Origin of the sequence: Campylobacter lari subsp. concheus, assembly GCF_008245025.1 — a bacterium.
In the GTDB taxonomy this organism is placed as follows: Bacteria; Campylobacterota; Campylobacteria; order Campylobacterales; family Campylobacteraceae; genus Campylobacter_D; species Campylobacter_D concheus.
On record NZ_CP043426.1, the window covers coordinates 1,091,887 to 1,110,689 of the forward strand.

The 18,803-nt window shown below is 29.4% G+C and carries 18 protein-coding genes; 6 read left to right on the plus strand and 12 right to left on the minus strand.

Features of this window, described 5'->3' with window-relative positions:
* Nucleotides 1-92 precede the first annotated feature (92 nt).
* The 8 genes from CLCT_RS05660 to CLCT_RS05695 all read right to left on the minus strand — a co-directional run bounded on the left by CLCT_RS05660 (nucleotide 93) and on the right by CLCT_RS05695 (nucleotide 8,167).
* Nucleotides 93-590, minus strand: a complete 498-nt coding sequence (locus CLCT_RS05660) for a TlpA family protein disulfide reductase (RefSeq protein ID WP_149062529.1) — start codon at nucleotides 588-590, stop codon at nucleotides 93-95.
* Nucleotides 551-1,042: a TlpA family protein disulfide reductase gene (locus CLCT_RS05665; RefSeq protein ID WP_149062530.1), complete on the minus strand. Its 492-nt coding sequence runs from the start codon at nucleotides 1,040-1,042 to the stop codon at nucleotides 551-553. The genes CLCT_RS05660 and CLCT_RS05665 overlap by 40 nt, the downstream gene beginning before the upstream one ends.
* Nucleotides 1,032-1,688 carry an ABC transporter ATP-binding protein gene (locus CLCT_RS05670; RefSeq protein ID WP_039668677.1) on the minus strand — a complete coding sequence of 219 codons (657 nt, stop codon included), beginning with the start codon at nucleotides 1,686-1,688 and terminating at the stop codon, nucleotides 1,032-1,034. The genes CLCT_RS05665 and CLCT_RS05670 overlap by 11 nt, the downstream gene beginning before the upstream one ends.
* Complete coding sequence (locus CLCT_RS05675) at nucleotides 1,688-2,803, minus strand: ABC transporter permease (protein WP_039668678.1); 1,116 nt, start codon at nucleotides 2,801-2,803, stop codon at nucleotides 1,688-1,690. The genes CLCT_RS05670 and CLCT_RS05675 overlap by 1 nt, the downstream gene beginning before the upstream one ends.
* Nucleotides 2,793-4,085: an ABC transporter permease gene (locus CLCT_RS05680; protein WP_149062531.1), complete on the minus strand. Its 1,293-nt coding sequence runs from the start codon at nucleotides 4,083-4,085 to the stop codon at nucleotides 2,793-2,795. Before CLCT_RS05680 ends, CLCT_RS05675 begins: the two co-directional genes overlap by 11 nt.
* Nucleotides 4,075-5,496 (minus strand): Fe-S-containing protein, encoded by a 1,422-nt coding sequence (locus CLCT_RS05685; RefSeq protein WP_149062532.1) that lies wholly within the window; start codon nucleotides 5,494-5,496, stop codon nucleotides 4,075-4,077. Before CLCT_RS05685 ends, CLCT_RS05680 begins: the two co-directional genes overlap by 11 nt.
* Nucleotides 5,497-5,573: 77 nt before the next feature.
* Entirely contained in the window at nucleotides 5,574-6,095 is a 522-nt protein-coding gene (locus CLCT_RS05690) for a ferrirhodotorulic acid transporter, periplasmic binding protein (protein WP_012661874.1), read from the minus strand.
* Nucleotides 6,092-8,167: an FTR1 family iron permease gene (locus CLCT_RS05695; protein WP_149062533.1), complete on the minus strand. Its 2,076-nt coding sequence runs from the start codon at nucleotides 8,165-8,167 to the stop codon at nucleotides 6,092-6,094. Before CLCT_RS05695 ends, CLCT_RS05690 begins: the two co-directional genes overlap by 4 nt.
* Before the next feature lie 301 nt (nucleotides 8,168-8,468).
* On the opposite strand from CLCT_RS05695, the gene CLCT_RS05700 reads away from it, so the two are divergent.
* The gene (locus CLCT_RS05700) at nucleotides 8,469-9,803 is read left to right on the plus strand and encodes a cation:dicarboxylate symporter family transporter (RefSeq protein WP_149062781.1); all 1,335 of its coding nucleotides are present in this window, start codon (nucleotides 8,469-8,471) and stop codon (nucleotides 9,801-9,803) included.
* On the opposite strand, the gene CLCT_RS05705 is transcribed toward CLCT_RS05700, so the two are convergent.
* On the minus strand, nucleotides 9,800-10,657 hold the full coding sequence (locus CLCT_RS05705) for a D-amino acid aminotransferase (protein WP_149062534.1): 858 nt from the start codon (nucleotides 10,655-10,657) through the stop codon (nucleotides 9,800-9,802). The two genes, CLCT_RS05700 and CLCT_RS05705, sit on opposite strands and share 4 nt — an antisense overlap.
* 11 nt (nucleotides 10,658-10,668) lie before the next feature.
* Nucleotides 10,669-11,646, minus strand: coding sequence for a glycosyl transferase family 90 (locus CLCT_RS05710; RefSeq protein WP_149062535.1), 978 nt, complete (start codon nucleotides 11,644-11,646; stop codon nucleotides 10,669-10,671).
* 129 nt (nucleotides 11,647-11,775) lie between these two features.
* On the opposite strand from CLCT_RS05710, the gene CLCT_RS05715 reads away from it, so the two are divergent.
* A complete protein-coding gene (locus CLCT_RS05715) occupies nucleotides 11,776-12,267 on the plus strand; it encodes a hypothetical protein (RefSeq protein WP_149062536.1) in 492 nt (163 codons plus the stop codon).
* Here the strand turns inward: CLCT_RS05715 and CLCT_RS05720 are convergent.
* On the minus strand, nucleotides 12,264-13,184 hold the full coding sequence (locus CLCT_RS05720; protein WP_149062537.1) for a hypothetical protein: 921 nt from the start codon (nucleotides 13,182-13,184) through the stop codon (nucleotides 12,264-12,266). The two genes, CLCT_RS05715 and CLCT_RS05720, sit on opposite strands and share 4 nt — an antisense overlap.
* 3 nt (nucleotides 13,185-13,187) lie before the next feature.
* Complete coding sequence (gene rsmH, locus CLCT_RS05725; RefSeq protein WP_149062538.1) at nucleotides 13,188-14,105, minus strand: 16S rRNA (cytosine(1402)-N(4))-methyltransferase RsmH; 918 nt, start codon at nucleotides 14,103-14,105, stop codon at nucleotides 13,188-13,190.
* Nucleotides 14,106-14,166: 61 nt separating this feature from the next.
* Here rsmH and CLCT_RS05730 point away from each other — a divergent pair, with 61 nt between their 5' ends.
* The 4 genes from CLCT_RS05730 to ftsZ all read left to right on the plus strand — a co-directional run bounded on the left by CLCT_RS05730 (nucleotide 14,167) and on the right by ftsZ (nucleotide 18,797).
* Nucleotides 14,167-14,745 carry a class II aldolase and adducin N-terminal domain-containing protein gene (locus tag CLCT_RS05730; RefSeq protein WP_039668688.1) on the plus strand — a complete coding sequence of 193 codons (579 nt, stop codon included), beginning with the start codon at nucleotides 14,167-14,169 and terminating at the stop codon, nucleotides 14,743-14,745.
* 79 nt (nucleotides 14,746-14,824) lie between these two features.
* Nucleotides 14,825-16,303, plus strand: a complete 1,479-nt coding sequence (locus CLCT_RS05735; RefSeq protein ID WP_149062539.1) for a peptidylprolyl isomerase — start codon at nucleotides 14,825-14,827, stop codon at nucleotides 16,301-16,303.
* Nucleotides 16,300-17,679 (plus strand): cell division protein FtsA, encoded by a 1,380-nt coding sequence (gene ftsA / locus CLCT_RS05740; RefSeq protein ID WP_149062540.1) that lies wholly within the window; start codon nucleotides 16,300-16,302, stop codon nucleotides 17,677-17,679. The genes CLCT_RS05735 and ftsA overlap by 4 nt, the downstream gene beginning before the upstream one ends.
* Nucleotides 17,680-17,690: 11 nt before the next feature.
* Nucleotides 17,691-18,797, plus strand: coding sequence for a cell division protein FtsZ (gene ftsZ / locus CLCT_RS05745; protein ID WP_149062541.1), 1,107 nt, complete (start codon nucleotides 17,691-17,693; stop codon nucleotides 18,795-18,797).
* Nucleotides 18,798-18,803: the final 6 nt, after the last annotated feature.

The window sequence follows — 18,803 nt, forward strand, 5'->3', positions numbered from 1 at the left end:
ATTTTATTTATAAATTTAAGCTTAAGTATAATTTAAGAGAAAAAGTATCTTAAATACCGCAAACACAGTAATGTTAATATTTTTAATAAAAATTATTGTAAAAATTTAATTTTATTTTCTAAAATACTTTTTGGGGTAAGCCCAATGAATTTTTCGTTTACTTTGCCCTTTTCATCATAAAAAACTATTACAGGCACACCATAAATTCCACCCACAGCTTTAGACAAAAATGAACTTGCTTTGGCTTCATATAAAAGTGGCAAACCTAGCTTTTTTTCTAAAAGAATTTTTTGAGCTTCTTCTTTTGACTTAGCTCCATTTAACACTGCTAAAATAGGAAAATTTCTTTCTTTATAAAGCTCGTTTAATATAGGAATTTGTGCATTACATGCACCACAATCTTGTGTGAAAAAAAATAAAGCGTAAGCTTGATTTGTATTTTGTGTTTTTAAGGTTTTTTCAAAACCATCGTATTTGAAAGTATAGTTTTGACTTGAATTTAAGGTTTGAAATTCATTATTTGAGCATGCACTAAAGAAAAAAACACTTATTAAAGCCAAGAAGCAATAGAAGCTTTTAGTTGCGACCATGGTTTTTCTCCTATGATTTTATCTTGTACAACACCATCTTTAATGACAAAAGTAGTCGGCACTGCAAAAACGCTAAATCTTTGCCATGAGATATCTAAATCATCTTGCAAAAATGTGATATTTTTGTAATCATATTTTGTAGCAAATTCTTCAAAATCCCTACCCTTATCTATAGAATCAAGTGCTAAAATAGTCATTTTTTTAGGATATTCGTTAGCTAATTTTTCTAAAAGTGGTAAGTCTTTTAAACAAGATGCACAACCTTGCTCCACAAAAGTTAAAACGATAAGATTATCAAAATCAGCTAGTTTGATTTTCTCGCCTTGTAAATTTTTAGCTGCGATTTCTGGTGCTTTTAGGCCTATTTTGCCACCATTTTTATTGTTGTTTTCAAAACACGCACTTAAAAAAACTAAACATAAACAAGCTAAAATTATACTTTTAATTTTCACTTTTCATTACTCCATGGCTTAAAATGATAGTTCTATCAGCAAAGGTAGCTAGATCTGGATTATGGGTGATTAAAACTATGGTTTTGCCATCTTGTTTTAATTTACAAAAAAGCTCTAGAATGTTTTTTTCATTTGCCTCATCTAAATTTCCAGTTGGCTCATCTGCTAATAAAATTTCAGGATCATTCACTAAAGCTCTTGCTATACATAGCCTTTGTTGCTCCCCGCCACTTAGCTGACTAGGCAAATGCGTAAATCTGTGTGAAAGTCCTACTTTTTCTAGCGCCATTATAGCGTCTTTTTGCTCTATACTTGAGTGATAAAATTGTGCTAACATAACATTTTCTAAGGCATTTAAATAAGGTATTAAATGAAATTGTTGAAAAATTAAGCCTATTTTTTCTCTTCTAATTACGCTTTTTTCTTCTTCACTTAAATTTCCAACTTCTTTATCATCTAAAAAATACTCTCCGCTACTTTGAGTATCCATCAAAGAAAGTATATTTAAAAGTGTTGATTTGCCTGAACCTGATGGACCCATGATGGCTAGCCATTCGCCTTGCTTTACTTCTAAGTTGATATTTTGTAAAGCTTTAACTTCGTTAAAATTACGATTTAAATTTGAAATTTTTATAATATTTTTCATCACTCACCCTTTAAATTTTCACAAACATTGATTTTTAAAGCTTTTTTTAGCGGTAAAATACTTGCAAAAAAAGCAAATACTAAAGAAATAAGTACTGCAAAAAATACTGAAAGCAACCTAAAATCTATACTTGCATTAAAAATCAAATACCCAAAAATATTTGCCAAAAAATACCCACAAAAAGCACCAAGCAAACTTGCGCTTAAACTTAAAATAAACACTTCAGCTCCAAAGAGCTTGATAACTTCTTTATGCTTAGCTCCTAGTGCAAGGTGCAAGGCTATTTCTTTTTTTCTTGAAAAAATTACCGCACTAAGAGTGGTATTTACACTCAAAGAACTAATGAGTAAAATCGTTAAGCTAATCAAAGCCATTAAAGCTTTAATCTTTTCCAAAATAACACCTTCGCTAATGGATACTGAAGCTATGACTTTAGCTTCTACATTGCCCTTACTAAGTTCTTTTGCTTTTTGATCTAAGCTTTCATAATCGCCTAGCAAAATAGCTTGAGCATAGTTTATCACTTCTTTAGCTGCTAGTTCTTGCGCTTTTTTCAAAGAAATAATTAAAACCCCATCTTGCTCATCATTACTTCTTAAAATAGCTTTGATTTTTACTTTGACTATTTTAGATATACTTGGGTTATAAATTTGCAATTCTTGTCCTATTTTAAGTTCAAGTTGTTTCGCTAAATCAGCTCCCACAAAGGCACTATCTTCACTAAAATCACTCAAAGAAAAGCTTCCTTTTAAAACCTCCATAAAAGGCTTGGTAAGCTTTAAATTTGCAAAATCAACCCCAACTACTACCGCACTTGAACTTTCAAGATTATAAAAACCATATAAAAATGGAGTTAAGGCCTTTGCTTTCAAGCTTTCTTTAGCTTGATTAAATTCATCCATACTTAAAAACTCACCATCTTTTGGTGTGATGATAAAATTAGCCCCATAGGCCTTTAATTCTTTAGATAATTTTGTGTCAATATCAAAATAAATATTAAAAAATGAAGCACTAACCATAGCACCCATAAACACAGCTATAAAAATAATACAAACTCTTTTATAAGAAAAAATAAGAGATTTAAAAACCTCTTGTATAAAAAAATTATTTGCCATATAAAACCTCTGAAGTAGAAAGTTTAGAAATTCCTTTGACAGAAAACAAACATCCTAAAAATACTATAAGCACTGCAAAAAATAAGCAAATTGGTAAAATAATCCAAGATATAGCAATAGCATGATCAAATATACTTAGAGCAATAACTTCTGAAACTCCCACGCCAAAAGCAAAACCAAAAATAGCTCCAACCAAAGCTACCATAACCCCTTCTAGCGCAAAAATCATATAAATTTGCAAAGTACTAGCACCCAAAGCTTTTAAAAGTCCTATTTCGCTTTTTCTTCTAAAAATATCTGCACTCATTAAAGATGATATAGCTATGGAAGCTACGATTAAACATATAATGCTAACCACTGCCATTAAAGATTGAATTTTAGACACTATTAAACTTTCTGCATCTGAAATCGCACTCACTACTTTTGTGCTAGCACCTTTAAAATCTTCTGCGATTTGATAAGCAATAGAACTTACATAAGCAGTACAATACCACTGATCATATTCAAGCTGATCAAGGCTATCTACATCGCGTCTTGCTTTTTGTGCTAAATCATTTTCAGGTATAGTCAAAGCTGAAACTTCTGCTTTGGCAAATAAACCTTCTTTTTTAGAAAGCTTTTGTGCTAAAAGTAAAGAAGTAATGATTTTATTTGAAAAGGATTGAGTTAAGTCTATAATACCAACAATTTTTACTTTAAAAATTTGATCATTTTGCACCAGGGTGATTTCATCATCTATTTTTAAATCATACTTTTGTGCTAAGTCTTTTCCTAGCATTATTTCATCTAAACTATCATCTTTTGGATAATTTCCTTTGATATGACTATATTTGTATAATTCTTTAATACCTGCATAAAAATCATCATCATCTTGAACCTTTATAGCCTTATCAAAATAAGTTCCCACTAAAGAGATATTTTCATAATTTGCATTTGGGGTTTGGATTTTTACTTGGGTATCTAAAAATGGTGCAAAGGCATTGATATTATTTCTCCAAAAAATTTCTTTTATAGTATGGAGTTTATTTTCTTCTAAAAAATTTTGATTTTTCAAAGGCTCATAGATTTTACTACCCACTTCTACACTCAAACTTGCACCTTTAGGTAAAACTAAAATATTTGATCCATAACTTCTTAGTTCTTTTGTGATTTCATTACCTATACCCAAAGTAAGATTTAACATAGTAGCCATAAGCAAAGTAGCCAGAAAAATCGTTAGCAAAGCTAGGGATTTTTGAATTTTATTTTGAGAGATAGAATTTTTTACAATCTTAACTTGCATAGTCATTTCCTAATAAATTATGAATTCTATATTTTGAAGTCTTATTTATATCAATGTATTTTAAAGGATCATTTTTAAACTCTTCATAATTTTTTTCATTGGCAAAAAAATATGTTCTACCTTTATAAACATAAGATCTTGGTGCTTTTAAATTAATTAATTCGGTATGATCAATAGGATCATAGACTTTCTTTTCTACTACTTGAGTGAAAAAATTTACCCCATCTAAAATTTCTGAAAAAGGTATGATAACCTTACCATTTTCAAATTTATATTTCATAGGGATAGGATTACATCCGCCTGCCTTACCCACACTTGGTAAGAAAATTCTAACATTACATGAGATACAAATTAACTCTCCACCTTTTTTAACATACCCCATATCTCCACATATACTACAAGCATCAAAAACCGCTACTGGCGAGTCTTTATCTTCTCTTTTGTTAATTAGGAAAAACCTCACTACCTTACCCTCATCACTAATATAAGCAAAGCGGTGCAAGTTATTATCCCTTAAAATCGCTACATCAAAGACAAATTCATCATTTTCATTTGGTTCTACATAGGTTGGCTCATCTATGGTTATAGGTCTTGAAGCATGCAAGTCATAAAAAAGAAAAATACAAAGACTTAAAATCATAGCACTAAAAACACTTGCACTAAAGTTAGTTATAATTGAATTTTTTGCTTGATTTTTTCTAAATTCTATATCAAAATCTTTTTTCTTGATGTTTTCTCCCACTCTTTGCTTTAGAGCTAAAACGACACAAAGTCCTAACAACACAAACCATACATAAGTATAAAATTTAGCATAATACACACTTTTTGCCACATAGCTTAAATACAAGCTTTCTGTTTCTACCACGCCTTCTCTCATAAGGTGTAATAAAATTTGAGCTAAAGCTTCATTTAGATAAAAAATCACGATAATAAATAAAAATAAATTTAAAAGCTTAAATTTAAATTCTCTTAGCCATCTTGTAAAAAGATAAACCCCAAAACACATAATAAAAGCAAGTAAAATAAGCCCAAAAGAGCTAATAGCCAAAGAATCTAAAAAATTAGTGCTTAATATAGGAAAATCTATAGAAATATGTAAGTATTTTATACCAAAAGCAAAAGATAATAAAAAAAGCAATATTGCTTGAATTTTTTCTTTTAAAAAATTATTTTTTATAAAAGAAAAAATGATAATACCCAAAAACAATAAAACAAATAAAATATCATTAGAAAAAAATAACAAATCATAACTTAGTGTTTTAGCGCTAATAAAAAAAGCAAAATAAGAAAAAACAAAACCCACAAAAGCAAGTTTAAACACTAAAGAATTTTTTAGATTATAAAAAAATAAAGCACTCAAAAGCGCATAAGAAAAAAATGCTCCAAAAAAATGTACAAAATAAATCGACATAGGCTCTTCTTTGATAGAATTTATTTATAAAATCAATAATTTCATAAATAAACCCTAGCAAAAAGCTAGGGGAAAAATCACTTAGGTTTTCCTGTGTATTTGAAGTTGTATTTAACTGAAAATGGCTCAAACCACTTACCAACACCTGTTTCTTTATCAACATGGCGTCCAAAACCTTGTTTTTCGGGACTTTCTATTAAAAATACCAACTCGTAATTTCCAATACCTGTATCCATTTTTAAATTCGCCCCATAGTGAGGGCCATCATCTGCAACCATAGGCATAAGAGTTCCTGTTTTTACTTTACCATTATCAAGATTAGTTAGCTTATAAGCTATAGTTAAATAAGGGATCCAAAAGCCTTCTGGAAAGCCGTTTTTATTGCCCTTTAATGCATGAATATCTGCTTCAAGGTGAATATCTGCTAAACTTGCTGCAAGATCAATCCCTCTTGGCTCCATTTCAATTGGCTGTAAATAAACCGCTGCTATTTCCATACCATTTAACTCATAAGGATCGCCAATTGGCACCTCTGCTGCAAAAACTGAACTAGCTAAAATACTAGCTGCTGCACCTAAACTCAATAAAGTTTTTTTCATATTTTTTCCCTTTTATTTGAAATTTGCTTTGTTATAAAAATACCCATAATGAGTAAGATTAAAACCATAAACTGAGGTATGATGCTCTCATAGTAAGGATAAATTCCAAGCCATAAAATTCCTTCAAAATCAAAAGGAAGTAAGCTTGGTGTAATAACCTTAGCTTCTATGAGCTCACCAATGCCTTTGCCTGTAAAAACAAAGACCATATAAAAAATAATGTATGAAGTTATATAGAAAAATTGTTTTACTGGTATTTTTAAAGCACCAGCTTTTAATAAATAATAAAGTATGACAAGTATAATCAATCCACTAGCTAATCCTATAAATATAAAACTATAATCCGTACTTGTTTTTGCATCAAACAATAAAGCCTGATAAAAAAGAATAGTTTCAGCACCTTCTCTATATACAGCTAAAAACACACTAAACCATAAGGTTTTTGCCGAATTATTTGATATAGCTTCAACTGCTTGAGTTTTTATGTGATTTGCCCATTTTTTATTTTGCGCATTTGATAAAAGCCAAAAACCCACATAAAATAATAATGCAACAGCCACAAGCATAGTAATACCTTCTAGTAACTCCCTGCTTTGCCCTGCTTGTTCTTTAAAAATCCATGAAATAAAAAATGCCGTTACAAAACTTAAAAACACCCCGCTCCAAAGTGCTGAATATACTATATTTAAACGCTTTTTATTGCCACTTTGAACTAGGTATGAAACTATAGCTACAATGATAATTAAAGCTTCCAAACCCTCTCTTAAAATAATGCCCAAAGCCCATATAAATAAAGACATAGGTGAGGATTCTTGAATTTTATCTAAAGAGCCCTCCACTAAGGCACTAAGCTCATCAAAATTTTGTTTTAATTCTTCTTTAGAAGCACTTGCTTTAATAAGTGCAACGCCTTTTGAAAAATAACTTTCTATTTTTAATTTTAAAGCACTATCAATAGCACCAATTTTACTTTCCATACCACTTGCTTCAAAAATATCCAAATACACATTTTGTAAAGCATCTATACTATTTAAACTAAATCCCTCATAATTTTGCAAAATATCATTAAGAGCAATTTTCATATCATCATATACTTTAGTATAGTTTTTAGCATTCATAACACTCTCATCAAGACCTTTAACTTGAAGCAAGGCTAATTCTTCTTTAGGCAAAGCTAAAAACGCTTCATATAATAAATCTGATATGTTTGAAATTTCATCTCTAATAGTTTTTTCATCTAAAGTATTAGCATTGATTTTTCTTATAATAGTTCTAAGTTTAGTTTGAATTTTTTTATCCACTCCTGCCTTAGTATATCTTGCCACTAAAACTTCTACTTTTGAGTTTCTATAGTCTTCAAATAATGCTGATTGAATCAAATCTTTAGCTTTTTGATAGTCTTTATTTACAAAAGCTAATGCAGCTTGATCAAGCTTTGAAATCATTGAATCCATTAAAAATTGCAACCTTGCATCCAAAGCCGATGCTTCTTGCAAAGCTAACAATGCTTCATCTTTTTGAGCGTCTTGCTCTTGAGTAGCCAAACTTTGAGTTGAATTTTGTGAAGTTTGCTCTTTAACATTCTCTCCAAGTAAAGCTACAAACATCGCTTCAGCTTGTGCTTGACGCTCTTTTTCTGCTTTTAAAGATGAGTTTTCAGCTGCCTTTTTATCATAATTTACATCACTAGCTTCAGCTTTAAGCTGGAAGCCTTTTTCTAAAATAGGAACTATTTCATCTAAATCAAAATATAAACTGCTAACTAAAGCTTCTATTTTAGAAAAATCTTCTTTATCTTTATATAACTTTCTTAAATGAACAAATTTACGCTCCATAACAATAGCTTTTCTACCAACATTACGTCCAATAGAGCCTTCCATGGTTTCAAAATGCTGAAAATATGCATCTTCTGCTTTTTTCTTTGCTTCTAAATTTTTATTTTCTTTGTATAAAATCATACTTTCATTTAAAATTTGTTTGATTGCTTGGGCTTCTTTTTGATAATCAATCTCTCTAGCATAAACAATAGTACAAAATAAAAAAATTATCAACAAGCTTATTTTTTTAAACACTATTTTACTCCGAAATGATATTCATTTTTAAAATCATAGTCGCAAGTATAGTACTAGCTTTCTTAAATTTAGATAAACATTATCATTATTTATTTCATAATAAATCAGATAAAAATACTACAAAATGCTACTTTTATCTACAAAATAAGCTAAAAAATTATTATTTTTAAGAGTATTGTTTATTTTTTATTTGTTTTAGTCATAAAAATAAGTTTTTATTTGCTAATATGTAGTGGTTTTAAAAATTCAAGGAGTTTTTGTGCTAGTAATTGCCCATGAAAAACCAAGCAAATTTAAAAAAATGTTAAAAAATTTAGGTTTTTGGGTGATTATAGGAATAATAGCTGGTATTAGCCTTGGTTTATTAGATAAAGAACTTGCGCTAGCTAGTAAAATCGGAGTGGATTATTTTATACAAGCTTTAAAATTTTTAATAGGGCCTATTATATTTTTAACTATTGTTTTAGGAGTTGTTAGCCTTGAAAGTCTAAAGCAAGTTGGAAGTATAGGTGCTAAAGCTTTATTATACTTTGAAGTAGTGAGTACTTTTGCTTTAGCTATTGGTATTTTTATGGCAAATATTATGGGACCTGGTAAAGGAATGAACCTTGATCCAAGTACCCTAGATCAAGAAAGTGTAGCTCAATTTGTTAATAAAAATATAGAAATAAGTGCACAAAATGAAATTTTGCATATTTTAAAAGACGCCATACCTACTGACATTATCGCTGCTTTTAGCGAGGGAAAAACCTTGCAAATCTTAGTTATAGCCCTAGCTTGTGCTTTTATTATTTCACTTATGAGAATTGATGAGAGAAAAGCTATACAAAAAACCTTAGAAATAATGCAAAGTTTTGTTTTTAAAATCTTAGAAATCATTATGTATTTTTCTCCTATTGCTGCTTTTTCTGCGATGGCATTTTTAGTAGCAAAATACGGACTTGACTCTTTATTAAATTTAGGATATTTGCTTGTTGTTATGTTACTTGCTTCTTTGCTTTTTATCTTTGGAGTTTTAGGACTTATTTGTTTTATTGCCAAAGTTAATATTTTTAAATTTATGCGTTTTATTTCAAGAGAAGTTTTGATAGTTTTTGCTACAAGCTCTAGCGAATCAGCATTAGCTCCACTGATGAAAAAACTTGAAAAGGCAGGAATTTCAAAAGCCACCGTAGGCTTGGTATTACCAACTGGATATAGTTTTAATCTTGATTGTACTAATATTTATTTAGCTATGAGTTTGATTTTCCTTGCACAAGCTTTTAATGTGGAGCTTTCTTTAACACATGAAATTAGCATTTTAATCGTACTGATGATAGCTTCAAAAGGTGCTGTTGGTGTAACTGGTTCAGGTTTTATTATACTAGGAAGTACGCTAGCAGCTTTATCTAATATGCATATTGCAGAGGCTAACAATGGCTTAGGAGCAAGCTTAGGAGAGGTTTTACCCGTAGCTGCTATTTCTATACTTTTGGGCGTGGATAAATTTATGTCTGAAATTCGTGCGGTAGGAAATTTATGTGGTAATAGCGTAGCAGCTTTAATCGTAGCTATCTGGGATAAACAAATAGACTGGGAAAAATTCCACTACGCTCTTGATAATCCTAAAGAATTTACAAACGCAGGTTTTGATTAAAAAACCTCTTTTTGAATTTTTTCTACATATTTTTCTCTTAGCTTTTGGGTATAAAAGCCTACTTTACCATCATTAATTACCTTGCTATCTGCTTTTATAACACCCAAAATCAAAAAAGTAGCTGCAGAAATAAATACCTCATCAGCCTCATATACTTCTTTCATACTAAAAGCCCTTTGATCTACTTTAAGATCAAGTTCTTTGGCAAATTTCAAGATATTTTTACGGCGAATTCCCGGTAAGATTTCATTAGAAAATGGCTTAGTGATTAAAGTTTTATCTTTTATAATAAAAGCTGAACTACTAGAAGCTTCTGTCACCAAAGCATTTTCTACCATAAAAGCTTCAAAAACCTTAGCTTTTATAGCTTCTTCTTTTGCAAGACATTGAGCTAATAAAGAAATTGATTTTATATCCCTTCTTTTCCACCTTAAATCAGCTGTTGAAATAATACTTACCCCGTTTTTAGCATACTCATGCTCAATCACCTTACACTCAAAAGCAAAAGCCATAATAGTAGGTTTTAATCCTTTTAAAAGAGCAAAATTTCTACTAGCAACCCCTCTAGTAACTTGCATATAAAGCCCGCCCTCTTTAAGAGAGTTTTTAATGATTAATTGCTCTAAAATATTTTCAAATTCTTCTTTTGTATAAGGAATTTGCAGTTCAATTTGAGCCAAACTACGCTCAAAGCGCTCCCAAAATTCTTCTTTATCAGCTATTTTTGCATTTACTACAGGAACTACTTCATAAATTCCATCCCCAAAGATAAAACCTCTATCAAAAATACTCACTTTAGCTTCACTAGCTTTTACAAACTCATCATTTAAAAATACCACTTCCATTTCTTGCATAAATCCTCCTTTTAATCAAATAAATCAACAATATCTTTTGGCAAATCAAGCTGATTAGAATAATAAAAATACTTAGCTAAAACTAAAATTCCTATATAAAATTCTATCTTTTCATCCAAAAATTGCTCTATATAAGCATGAGCATTTTGTATGATTTCTTTTGCTCTATGTGGGTTAGCCAAATAATAATCAAGCAAAGCTTCTACGTTTTCATAATCATCATCAATCAAAGCAAAATGCTCATTTGGAACTAGCTTTCCTTCCATAAACCAAGTTTCATAACGCATTTTTGGTGCCAAAACTAAAGAATTTGTTTTCATCGCCCACTTTAAGTTGCTTGCTACGTCATTGCCTTCTAATGAAAGTAAAAATTTAAACTGAGTTTGATAGACTCTACTGATTTTAAAATTTAATTTTTTAATCCATTTTTCAGCTTGAATTTTTCTACCACCAACATGGGCAATATCGCAACGAGGATTATCAAAATACTTTTCAAAAAATTTAATACGATGAGGCTGATAAATCGCACCTCTAAAAAAAAGTAAGTCTTTTTTATCTTCAAATTGATTTTTATCCTGTATAAAATCAAAATGTCTGTTTTTATCTAATTTTAAAATGATGTTATTAAAACCATTTTCAATCGGTCTTGATTTAGCTATGCTTGGATATTTAAGATTATAACTAATATCCCCAAAACCTTTAACCCACAAAAAATCATCATTAAAGTACTTACTGATTGCATAGGCATCATAAGCATAAGAAGTTTTTTTAAAAGGAAATTTTCCTATTTTTTCATAATTTTCAAATTTCTTTATATCAAAAAAATCATTTTGCAGATTATAATAATTCAAACGAGTAATAATATTATCTATATTTTTTAGTTTTAAAATTTCTTTTAAAATATTTTGTAATTGATTTTGATAAATTTTTCTAGGTATAAAACTTTTAGCTATGCCTTTTACATTCATCATAAATCTAGAATCTGCCATTTTTCTTCCATTTTGATACTAAAATAATATAAATTTTAACACAAGATTTCATTTACAAGACTTAAAATTTAGTTTAATTAAAAACAAAAATGTTAAAATCACAAAAATCACATACTAATTGGGTAAAAAATGAAAATACAAGAATTTATTTTAAACTTTATTTTTAAAGTTTCAAACCAACCTGTTAATTTAAAAGATTTACTAGAAGCAAACACCTTACTTAATGAAGGTATGATGGTAGATCCTGCGAAATTAAATTTTAAATTTAAAGTGTTTAATTCTTATCTTATTTATGCATTTTTTTGCATAGCTATTTTAGTTCCTATGCTTATCATTAGTCATTATTTTTTGACAATTATTGATTTTCATATTAGTATTTTAAGTGCTGTTTTTGTAACCGCTTGTGTTTTTATTGGTTATGATATTTTTAAAATTTACACTAGAAAAGTAATAAGCAAAAGATTATTAAAAAAAGCTTGGGCTTTGCATTTTCCATATTTTGCTTATGAAAAATATTCAAAAATAGCAGAAAATATTTACAACCAAGCCATTAAAGAAGAAATCCCAAAAAATCAACTCGAGCAATATGTTTTAGAAAAAATCATTCAAACACAAGATTAATCTAAAAAGTCTAAAACTTGATTTTGAAAATATAGCGCCTCAAGCTGTCTTTGAAGCTCTTTGTTTTCTTCATCTAAAACAAGTTCTTGCGATCTTAGATCTGCTATATCTCTACTTACATAGTAAATTTGATTTCTAATATAAATTTGCGGGAAAAATATCAATAAAGCAAATACTATCATCAAACCCGCATATATTAAATTTTTAGGGGTTAAATTTTTATTTTCCTCACTTACTATGCTATCTAAAAGTTCGTATTTATCTTCTTGGTTATACTCTTGGTTTTCTTCAAGTCTTACTTTTTCTTCTAAAATTTTTTGTTCTTGTTTGGCTAGTTTTTCTTTTTCTTTTAATTCCTCTTGAGCTTTTCTTAATTTTTCTTGTTCGATTTTTTTTTGCTCTTTTAATTCTTGTTTGAGTTTAGCTTTTTCTTTTCTTTTTTCTTTTAAATCTTGAAATTTTGAAGCGACAAAAACATTGCTTTGAGTAAGAATTTTAGATATTTGAATAGAATCTTTATTTTCTTGCTTTTTTTCTATTTTTCTTACTTCTTGTGTTGACTTGTTACTTTTAAGCGTTTTAGAATTTGCAATATTTTTTTTATCGAATTTTTCTTTTTGCTTTTTGAAAAAATTAAGTTGTAATTTAAAAGGCTTTTTTTCTTCTAATTTAACATTAATCAAATCTTCTTTTAAATAAATAGCAGATTGCTTCTTAGGTTTTTCTTCATATTCTTCATCAAAATCTGTAAATTTAGGTCTTTTTTTACGTTGTATTCTATTTTTTAGTATACGGTCGCTTTCATTAAAATTTTGCTCATATTCTTCATAAGGCCTACCTTCTTTAATAGCCCTAGAATATTTCAACATTTTTTCGCGTATATTTTGTTTTTCTTTTAAAAAATCATCTTCAACCATTATTTACCTAAAATAAAAAATTCTCATTTTTGCACAACTTGATCTGCTATTATAGCTTATTTCTTCTTTGGAGGCACTTATGGCTTTTTTACTTAAAATTTTACCAAGACTATGTCCTTTATCACATTCACATTTTATAGCTCTTTCATCACAAATACAGTCTTTTTCCCATCTTTTAAAAGTATTTTTTACTATCCTATCTTCTAAAGAATGAAAACTAATAATAGCTAATTTACAATCTTTTAATTTTGCTTTTTCTATATTTTCAAGCAAGGATTTTAATTCGCCAAGTTCATTATTTACTTCTATGCGTAAAGCCTGAAATACAAGTAAAGCTAAAGACACATTGCGTCCTTTTAGCTTAGCATTTCCTATGATCTGACTTAATTCTTTTGCACTTGTAATCTCTTTTTGACTTCTTGCATTGATGATTTTTTGAGCAAGCATTGAAGCAACCGGTGTTAAATCTCCATAGTCTTTAAAAATTTGCTCCAAGGCTTCCTTACTGTAAGAATTTACTACTTCTTTGGCGCTTAAAGGGTTATTTTGATCCATTCTCATATCTAAAAAATCAGAATTTAGTGAAAAACCTCTATCGTTTTTGTCAAGCTGCAAAGAAGATACACCTATATCAGCTAAAATTCCTCTTAAGTTTTGCGTTGGAATTTGAGTTAAAATATCTTTAAAACCTATATGATTAAAACTTATCCTATCTTGAAATTTTTTTAAAAATTCTTTAGAAAAATTTAAAGCTTCTAAATCTTTATCACAAGCAATTAATCTTAGTTTCTCATGAGCTTGCAATAATGCCTTAGAATGCCCTCCATAACCCAAAGTACAATCTAAAAAATCTCCACTATCAAAATCACCAAAAACATCTAAAACTTCTTGCAGTAAAACAGGAATATGTGGACTTTGCAAAATAAACCTTTAAAATATTTTTTAGTATAATATCTTAGTTAAGTTTAAAACAAGGTTTTTAATGAATAAAGAAAATATCATTTCTCAAATCAAAATACTTTCTACTTCAATGTTTAAAAAAAATTTTTTTGGAATTTGCCACGGATCAGTTTCAGCAAAACTATCTCAAAGTTCTTTTATTATAAATAAAAATGACACTTTTTTAAATCAGCTAGATGAAAAAAGTTTAAGTATTTTAAAATTTGCAAAAGATTATAGCTGGGATGAGGCAAGTAGCGATAGTGAAATCCATAAAAGTATATATGAGAATATACCTGAAGCTAAATTTATATGTTTTGCCTGTCCAACTTACACCTTATCTATGAGTTTAAATCATGACTTTATAACACCTCAAGATTATTTTGGTGAAATTTTTCTAAAAGAAATTCAAGTTTATAATCCTAAAAATTATGAAGATTGGGAGGATAGATCACAAACTGAAATTTATCGTTATATGTTAGAACAAAAACAAAATTTTGTTGTTGTAAAGGGTTATGGCATATTTGCCTATGGTAGAACAAGTTATGAATTAGGTAAAATTATAGATTTAATTGAAAATTCTTGCAAAATTATCCATTTAGCGGAAACAAATTTATCATAATAATTTAAAATTAATCTTTTATTAATCACAAATTATTTATAATTTATAGTTTAATTTATTTAATCAGATTGGGGTAAAAATGCTCACTTGGATGCAGCATCATAAAAAATATTTAGTTGTAACTATTTGGATTAGTGTTATTGCTTTTGTTGGAGCAGGTTTTGTTGGTTGGGGGAGTTATGATTTTAACACCGATAGGTCAAATTCTGTTGCAAAAGTAGGCGATGAAAAAATAAGCTATGATGAGTTTAATCTTAAATATTCTCAATTATTTAGCTATTATTCTCAGCTAAACAATGGCAATTATACACAAGAACAAGCACAAAAAGATGGCTTAGATACCCAAGCTATTAATGAACTTATACAAGAAAAACTACTACTTTCTTATGCTAAAACTTTGGGTTTAAATGTGAGCGAGGAAGAAATCGCTTATGATTTAGCACATCAAAAAATCTTTCATAATACTTCAGGTGTTTTTGACAAAAATTTATACTATAATCTGCTTGCAAGAAACAACTATACACCAAAAACTTATGAAAAAATCATTCACGATGAATTATTACTTAAAAAAATCAATACTATTTTAAATTTACAAATCAAACCAAATGAACTTGATATGTTTGGCGCAAGTTTTTTAATGCAAGATAGTTTAAAAGTTCAAGCTATAAAACTTTATAACAAAAACATAACAATTGATGAAAAAGAGTTAAAACAAACTTGGGAGAAAAATAAAGAACTTTATAGAACGCAAAAAAGTTACGAGCTTGCAACTTATTTTTTAAACCCCGATATAATCAAAGTTAACGACAAAGAAATCCAAACTTACTATGCAGAAAATAAAAATGATTATAAAGATTTTGCGGGGAAAATTCTGAATCTAGAACAAAGTAAAGATAAAGTTATAAAAGATTTAAAACTTTCTAAACTTAAACTTAAAGCCAATGAAAGCTATGTGACTTTGAGAAAAAACGAGCTTAGTTTTGATAAAAATATCACAATCAGCGATGCTGATATTTATTATCCTTTAGAAAATATACAAAAAGCTAAAGAAAATGATTTTATTAAGCCTTTTAAATTTGAAAATGGCTATATGATTGCAAAGCTTATAAAAATAAATCCTATACAAACTATGACTTTTGAGCAAGCTAAAAATGAAGTAAGTAAACTTTACATTAAAGAAAAAACTAAAGCTTTATTAGAAGAAAAAGCAAAAATCGCCCTAGATAATTTCCAAGGCGTAGACATAGGTACTTATAGTCGTGACTCAAGTAAAAATGCAAAAGTGGGCAATATGATGGATGATACTGAATTTAGTGAGTTTTTAATGCATGTATTTGACTCAAATAAAGCTAAATCTTATATATTGTTTGATGATAAAGTAATAGTTTATGAGATCACAAAGCAAACTTTAGAAAATAAAAACAAAGAAGAAATTTATAAATTTATCATAGAACAAAGTGCTAAACAAACTAAACAAGCTTTACTTAAGGAAGAATTATTAAAAAAACTTATAGAATTATATCCAATTCAACGCTATTATAAAGGAAATACAAATTGAATATTTTAGGAATTGATTTAGGCTCAATACAAACTTGCGCCATATTAGCACAAAAAAGCGAAGAAGGACTTAAAGTCATTGGTTTTGGAAAATCAAAATCAAATGGTATAAAAAAAGGAGCAATTACCAATATAGAACTTGCTTCAAAATCCATAGAAGAAGCAGTAGCTGATGCACAAATGATGTCAGGTGTGCACTATGATAAGGTAATTGTATCTATTTCAGGTGCTTATGCAAAAAGCGTAGATAGTATAGGCGTAGTTAATATACCAAACCATGAAATAGGCATTAAAGAAATTCATAGAGCAGTAAGCACAGCAAAGCATACTGCAAATATACCTAGTGGATATGAAATCATTCATGTATTACCTTATAATTTTAAAGTAAATGATCTTGAACATGTAGAAGATCCTTTAGGAATGAGTGGAAATCGCCTTGAAGTTTCTACACATATTGTAATCTCACAAGAGGTGCATATTAAAAATCTAAAAAAAGCCGTGGAGCTTGCTGATCTTAGAGTAGACAACATCGTTCTTTCAGGCTATGCTTCTTCTATTGCTTGTTTTGATGATAGTGAAAAAGAGTTGGGTGCTATTTTAATCGATATGGGTGGAGCAGTTTGCGATATGGTCATTCATGCGGGCAATTCTATACGCTATAACGAATGCTTACAAATTGGCTCTGTAAATATCACCAATGATTTATCTATAGCTTTACATACTCCACCAAAAGAAGCAGAAAAACTAAAATTAAATTATGCATCTTTAGTGCAGAATGAAAACTCAATTATACAAATTCCATACATGGGCGATGAAAAAAGAAAAAATGAAGTTTCAGTAGAAGTCATATCTAATGTAATTTATGCAAGAATTGAAGAAACTATTATTATTTTAGCTAAAATGTTAAGTGATAATGCTTGTGCAAATCAAGCAGGAGCAGGCATAGTATTAACAGGCGGAATGACAAAATTTGCAGGACTTGACAAGCTTGCTTCAGCTTATTTTGATAATAAAGCTGTTAGAATAGCGACTGCAAAAAAAGATACTATGGATGGTTTTAAAGAAATTTTTGAAGATGCAGAAAATAGTTGTGCTATAGGTCTTTGTTTGTATGGTGGAGGACATTTTACTCCTTATGAATTAGATTCTAATGAGAAACTAAGATACAAAGGAGAGCCTGAGTTTATCAATAAACAGATCAAACAAAATCTTGCCATAGATGAACATGAAGAAGAAAATAAGGATTTTGAAGAAATTTTTCAAGATCAAAAAGAATTTGAAAATGAAAAAACAGAATTAATAAAAATAGAAACAAAGAAAGATAAAAAAACGAATTTAATGCATAAATTTTGGAATAAACTAATAAACCAGTTCTAATAGGAGACACAATGAGCGAATATCTAGTGGAAGAAATGCAACACGCAAAAGGTGCAAAAATAAAAGTCATAGGCTGCGGTGGCGGTGGCGGTAACATGATAGATCATATGGTAAATATGGGTTTACATGATCTTGATCTTATTTCAGCTAATACTGATGCACAAGCCATAGCTAAATCTTTAGCAAAAACCAGAATTCAACTAGGTGAGAAAAAAACCAAAGGTTTGGGTGCTGGAATGCAACCAGAAATTGGAGCAGAAAGCGCAAGAGAAAGTTTTGAAGAAGTAAAAGCTGCTTTAAGTCAAAGTGACATAGTATTTATTTCAGCAGGACTTGGTGGTGGAACTGGTACAGGTGCAGCTCCTGTTGTAGCACAAGCTGCTAAAGAAGTAGGTGCGCTAACTGTTTCAGTTGTAACTATGCCTTTTGCATTTGAAGGGAAACAAAGAAAAAAATTAGCAGAAGCTGGTTTAGCTGAATTAAAAAAAGAAAGTGATTCTATTATTGTAATCCAAAACGAAAAACTTCTTAGTATACTCCCAAAAAAAGCAGGTATAAAAGAAGCATTTAAACTGGTTGATGATATTTTAGCTAGAGCTGTTAGGGGTATGGTGTCTATCCTTTTAGAAGATGGCGATATTAATGTTGACTTTGCTGATGTTAGAACTGTTATGAGCCACAGAGGTTTAGCTTTAATGGGTGTGGGTCATGGAGAAGGTGAAAATGCCATTATGGATGCATTATCAAGCGCTATAGAATCTCCATTATTAGACGGTATGACTATGAAAGGCGTTAAAGGTGTAATCATCCACTATAAAATTGGACCTGAATGCTCACTGATAGAAATTTCACAAGCCACTCAAAGCATTAGCGATATAGCAGATGAGAATGCAAAAGTAATCTTTGGTGCAACTACTGATGAGAGCATGGGTGATCGTGTTGAAGTTACTATCATTGCTACAGGTTTTGAAGATAAAGCTGAAATAGAAAGTGCTAAAGAACAAGAAGAAAATAAAAAAAATAGCTATATGAATTTACGCAAAGCTAGCGGTGGATTTGATGAGGAAGTAATTTCTCAGCTTGATGTTCCTGCTTTCTTGCGTCGCCAAATGGATTAATTTTTT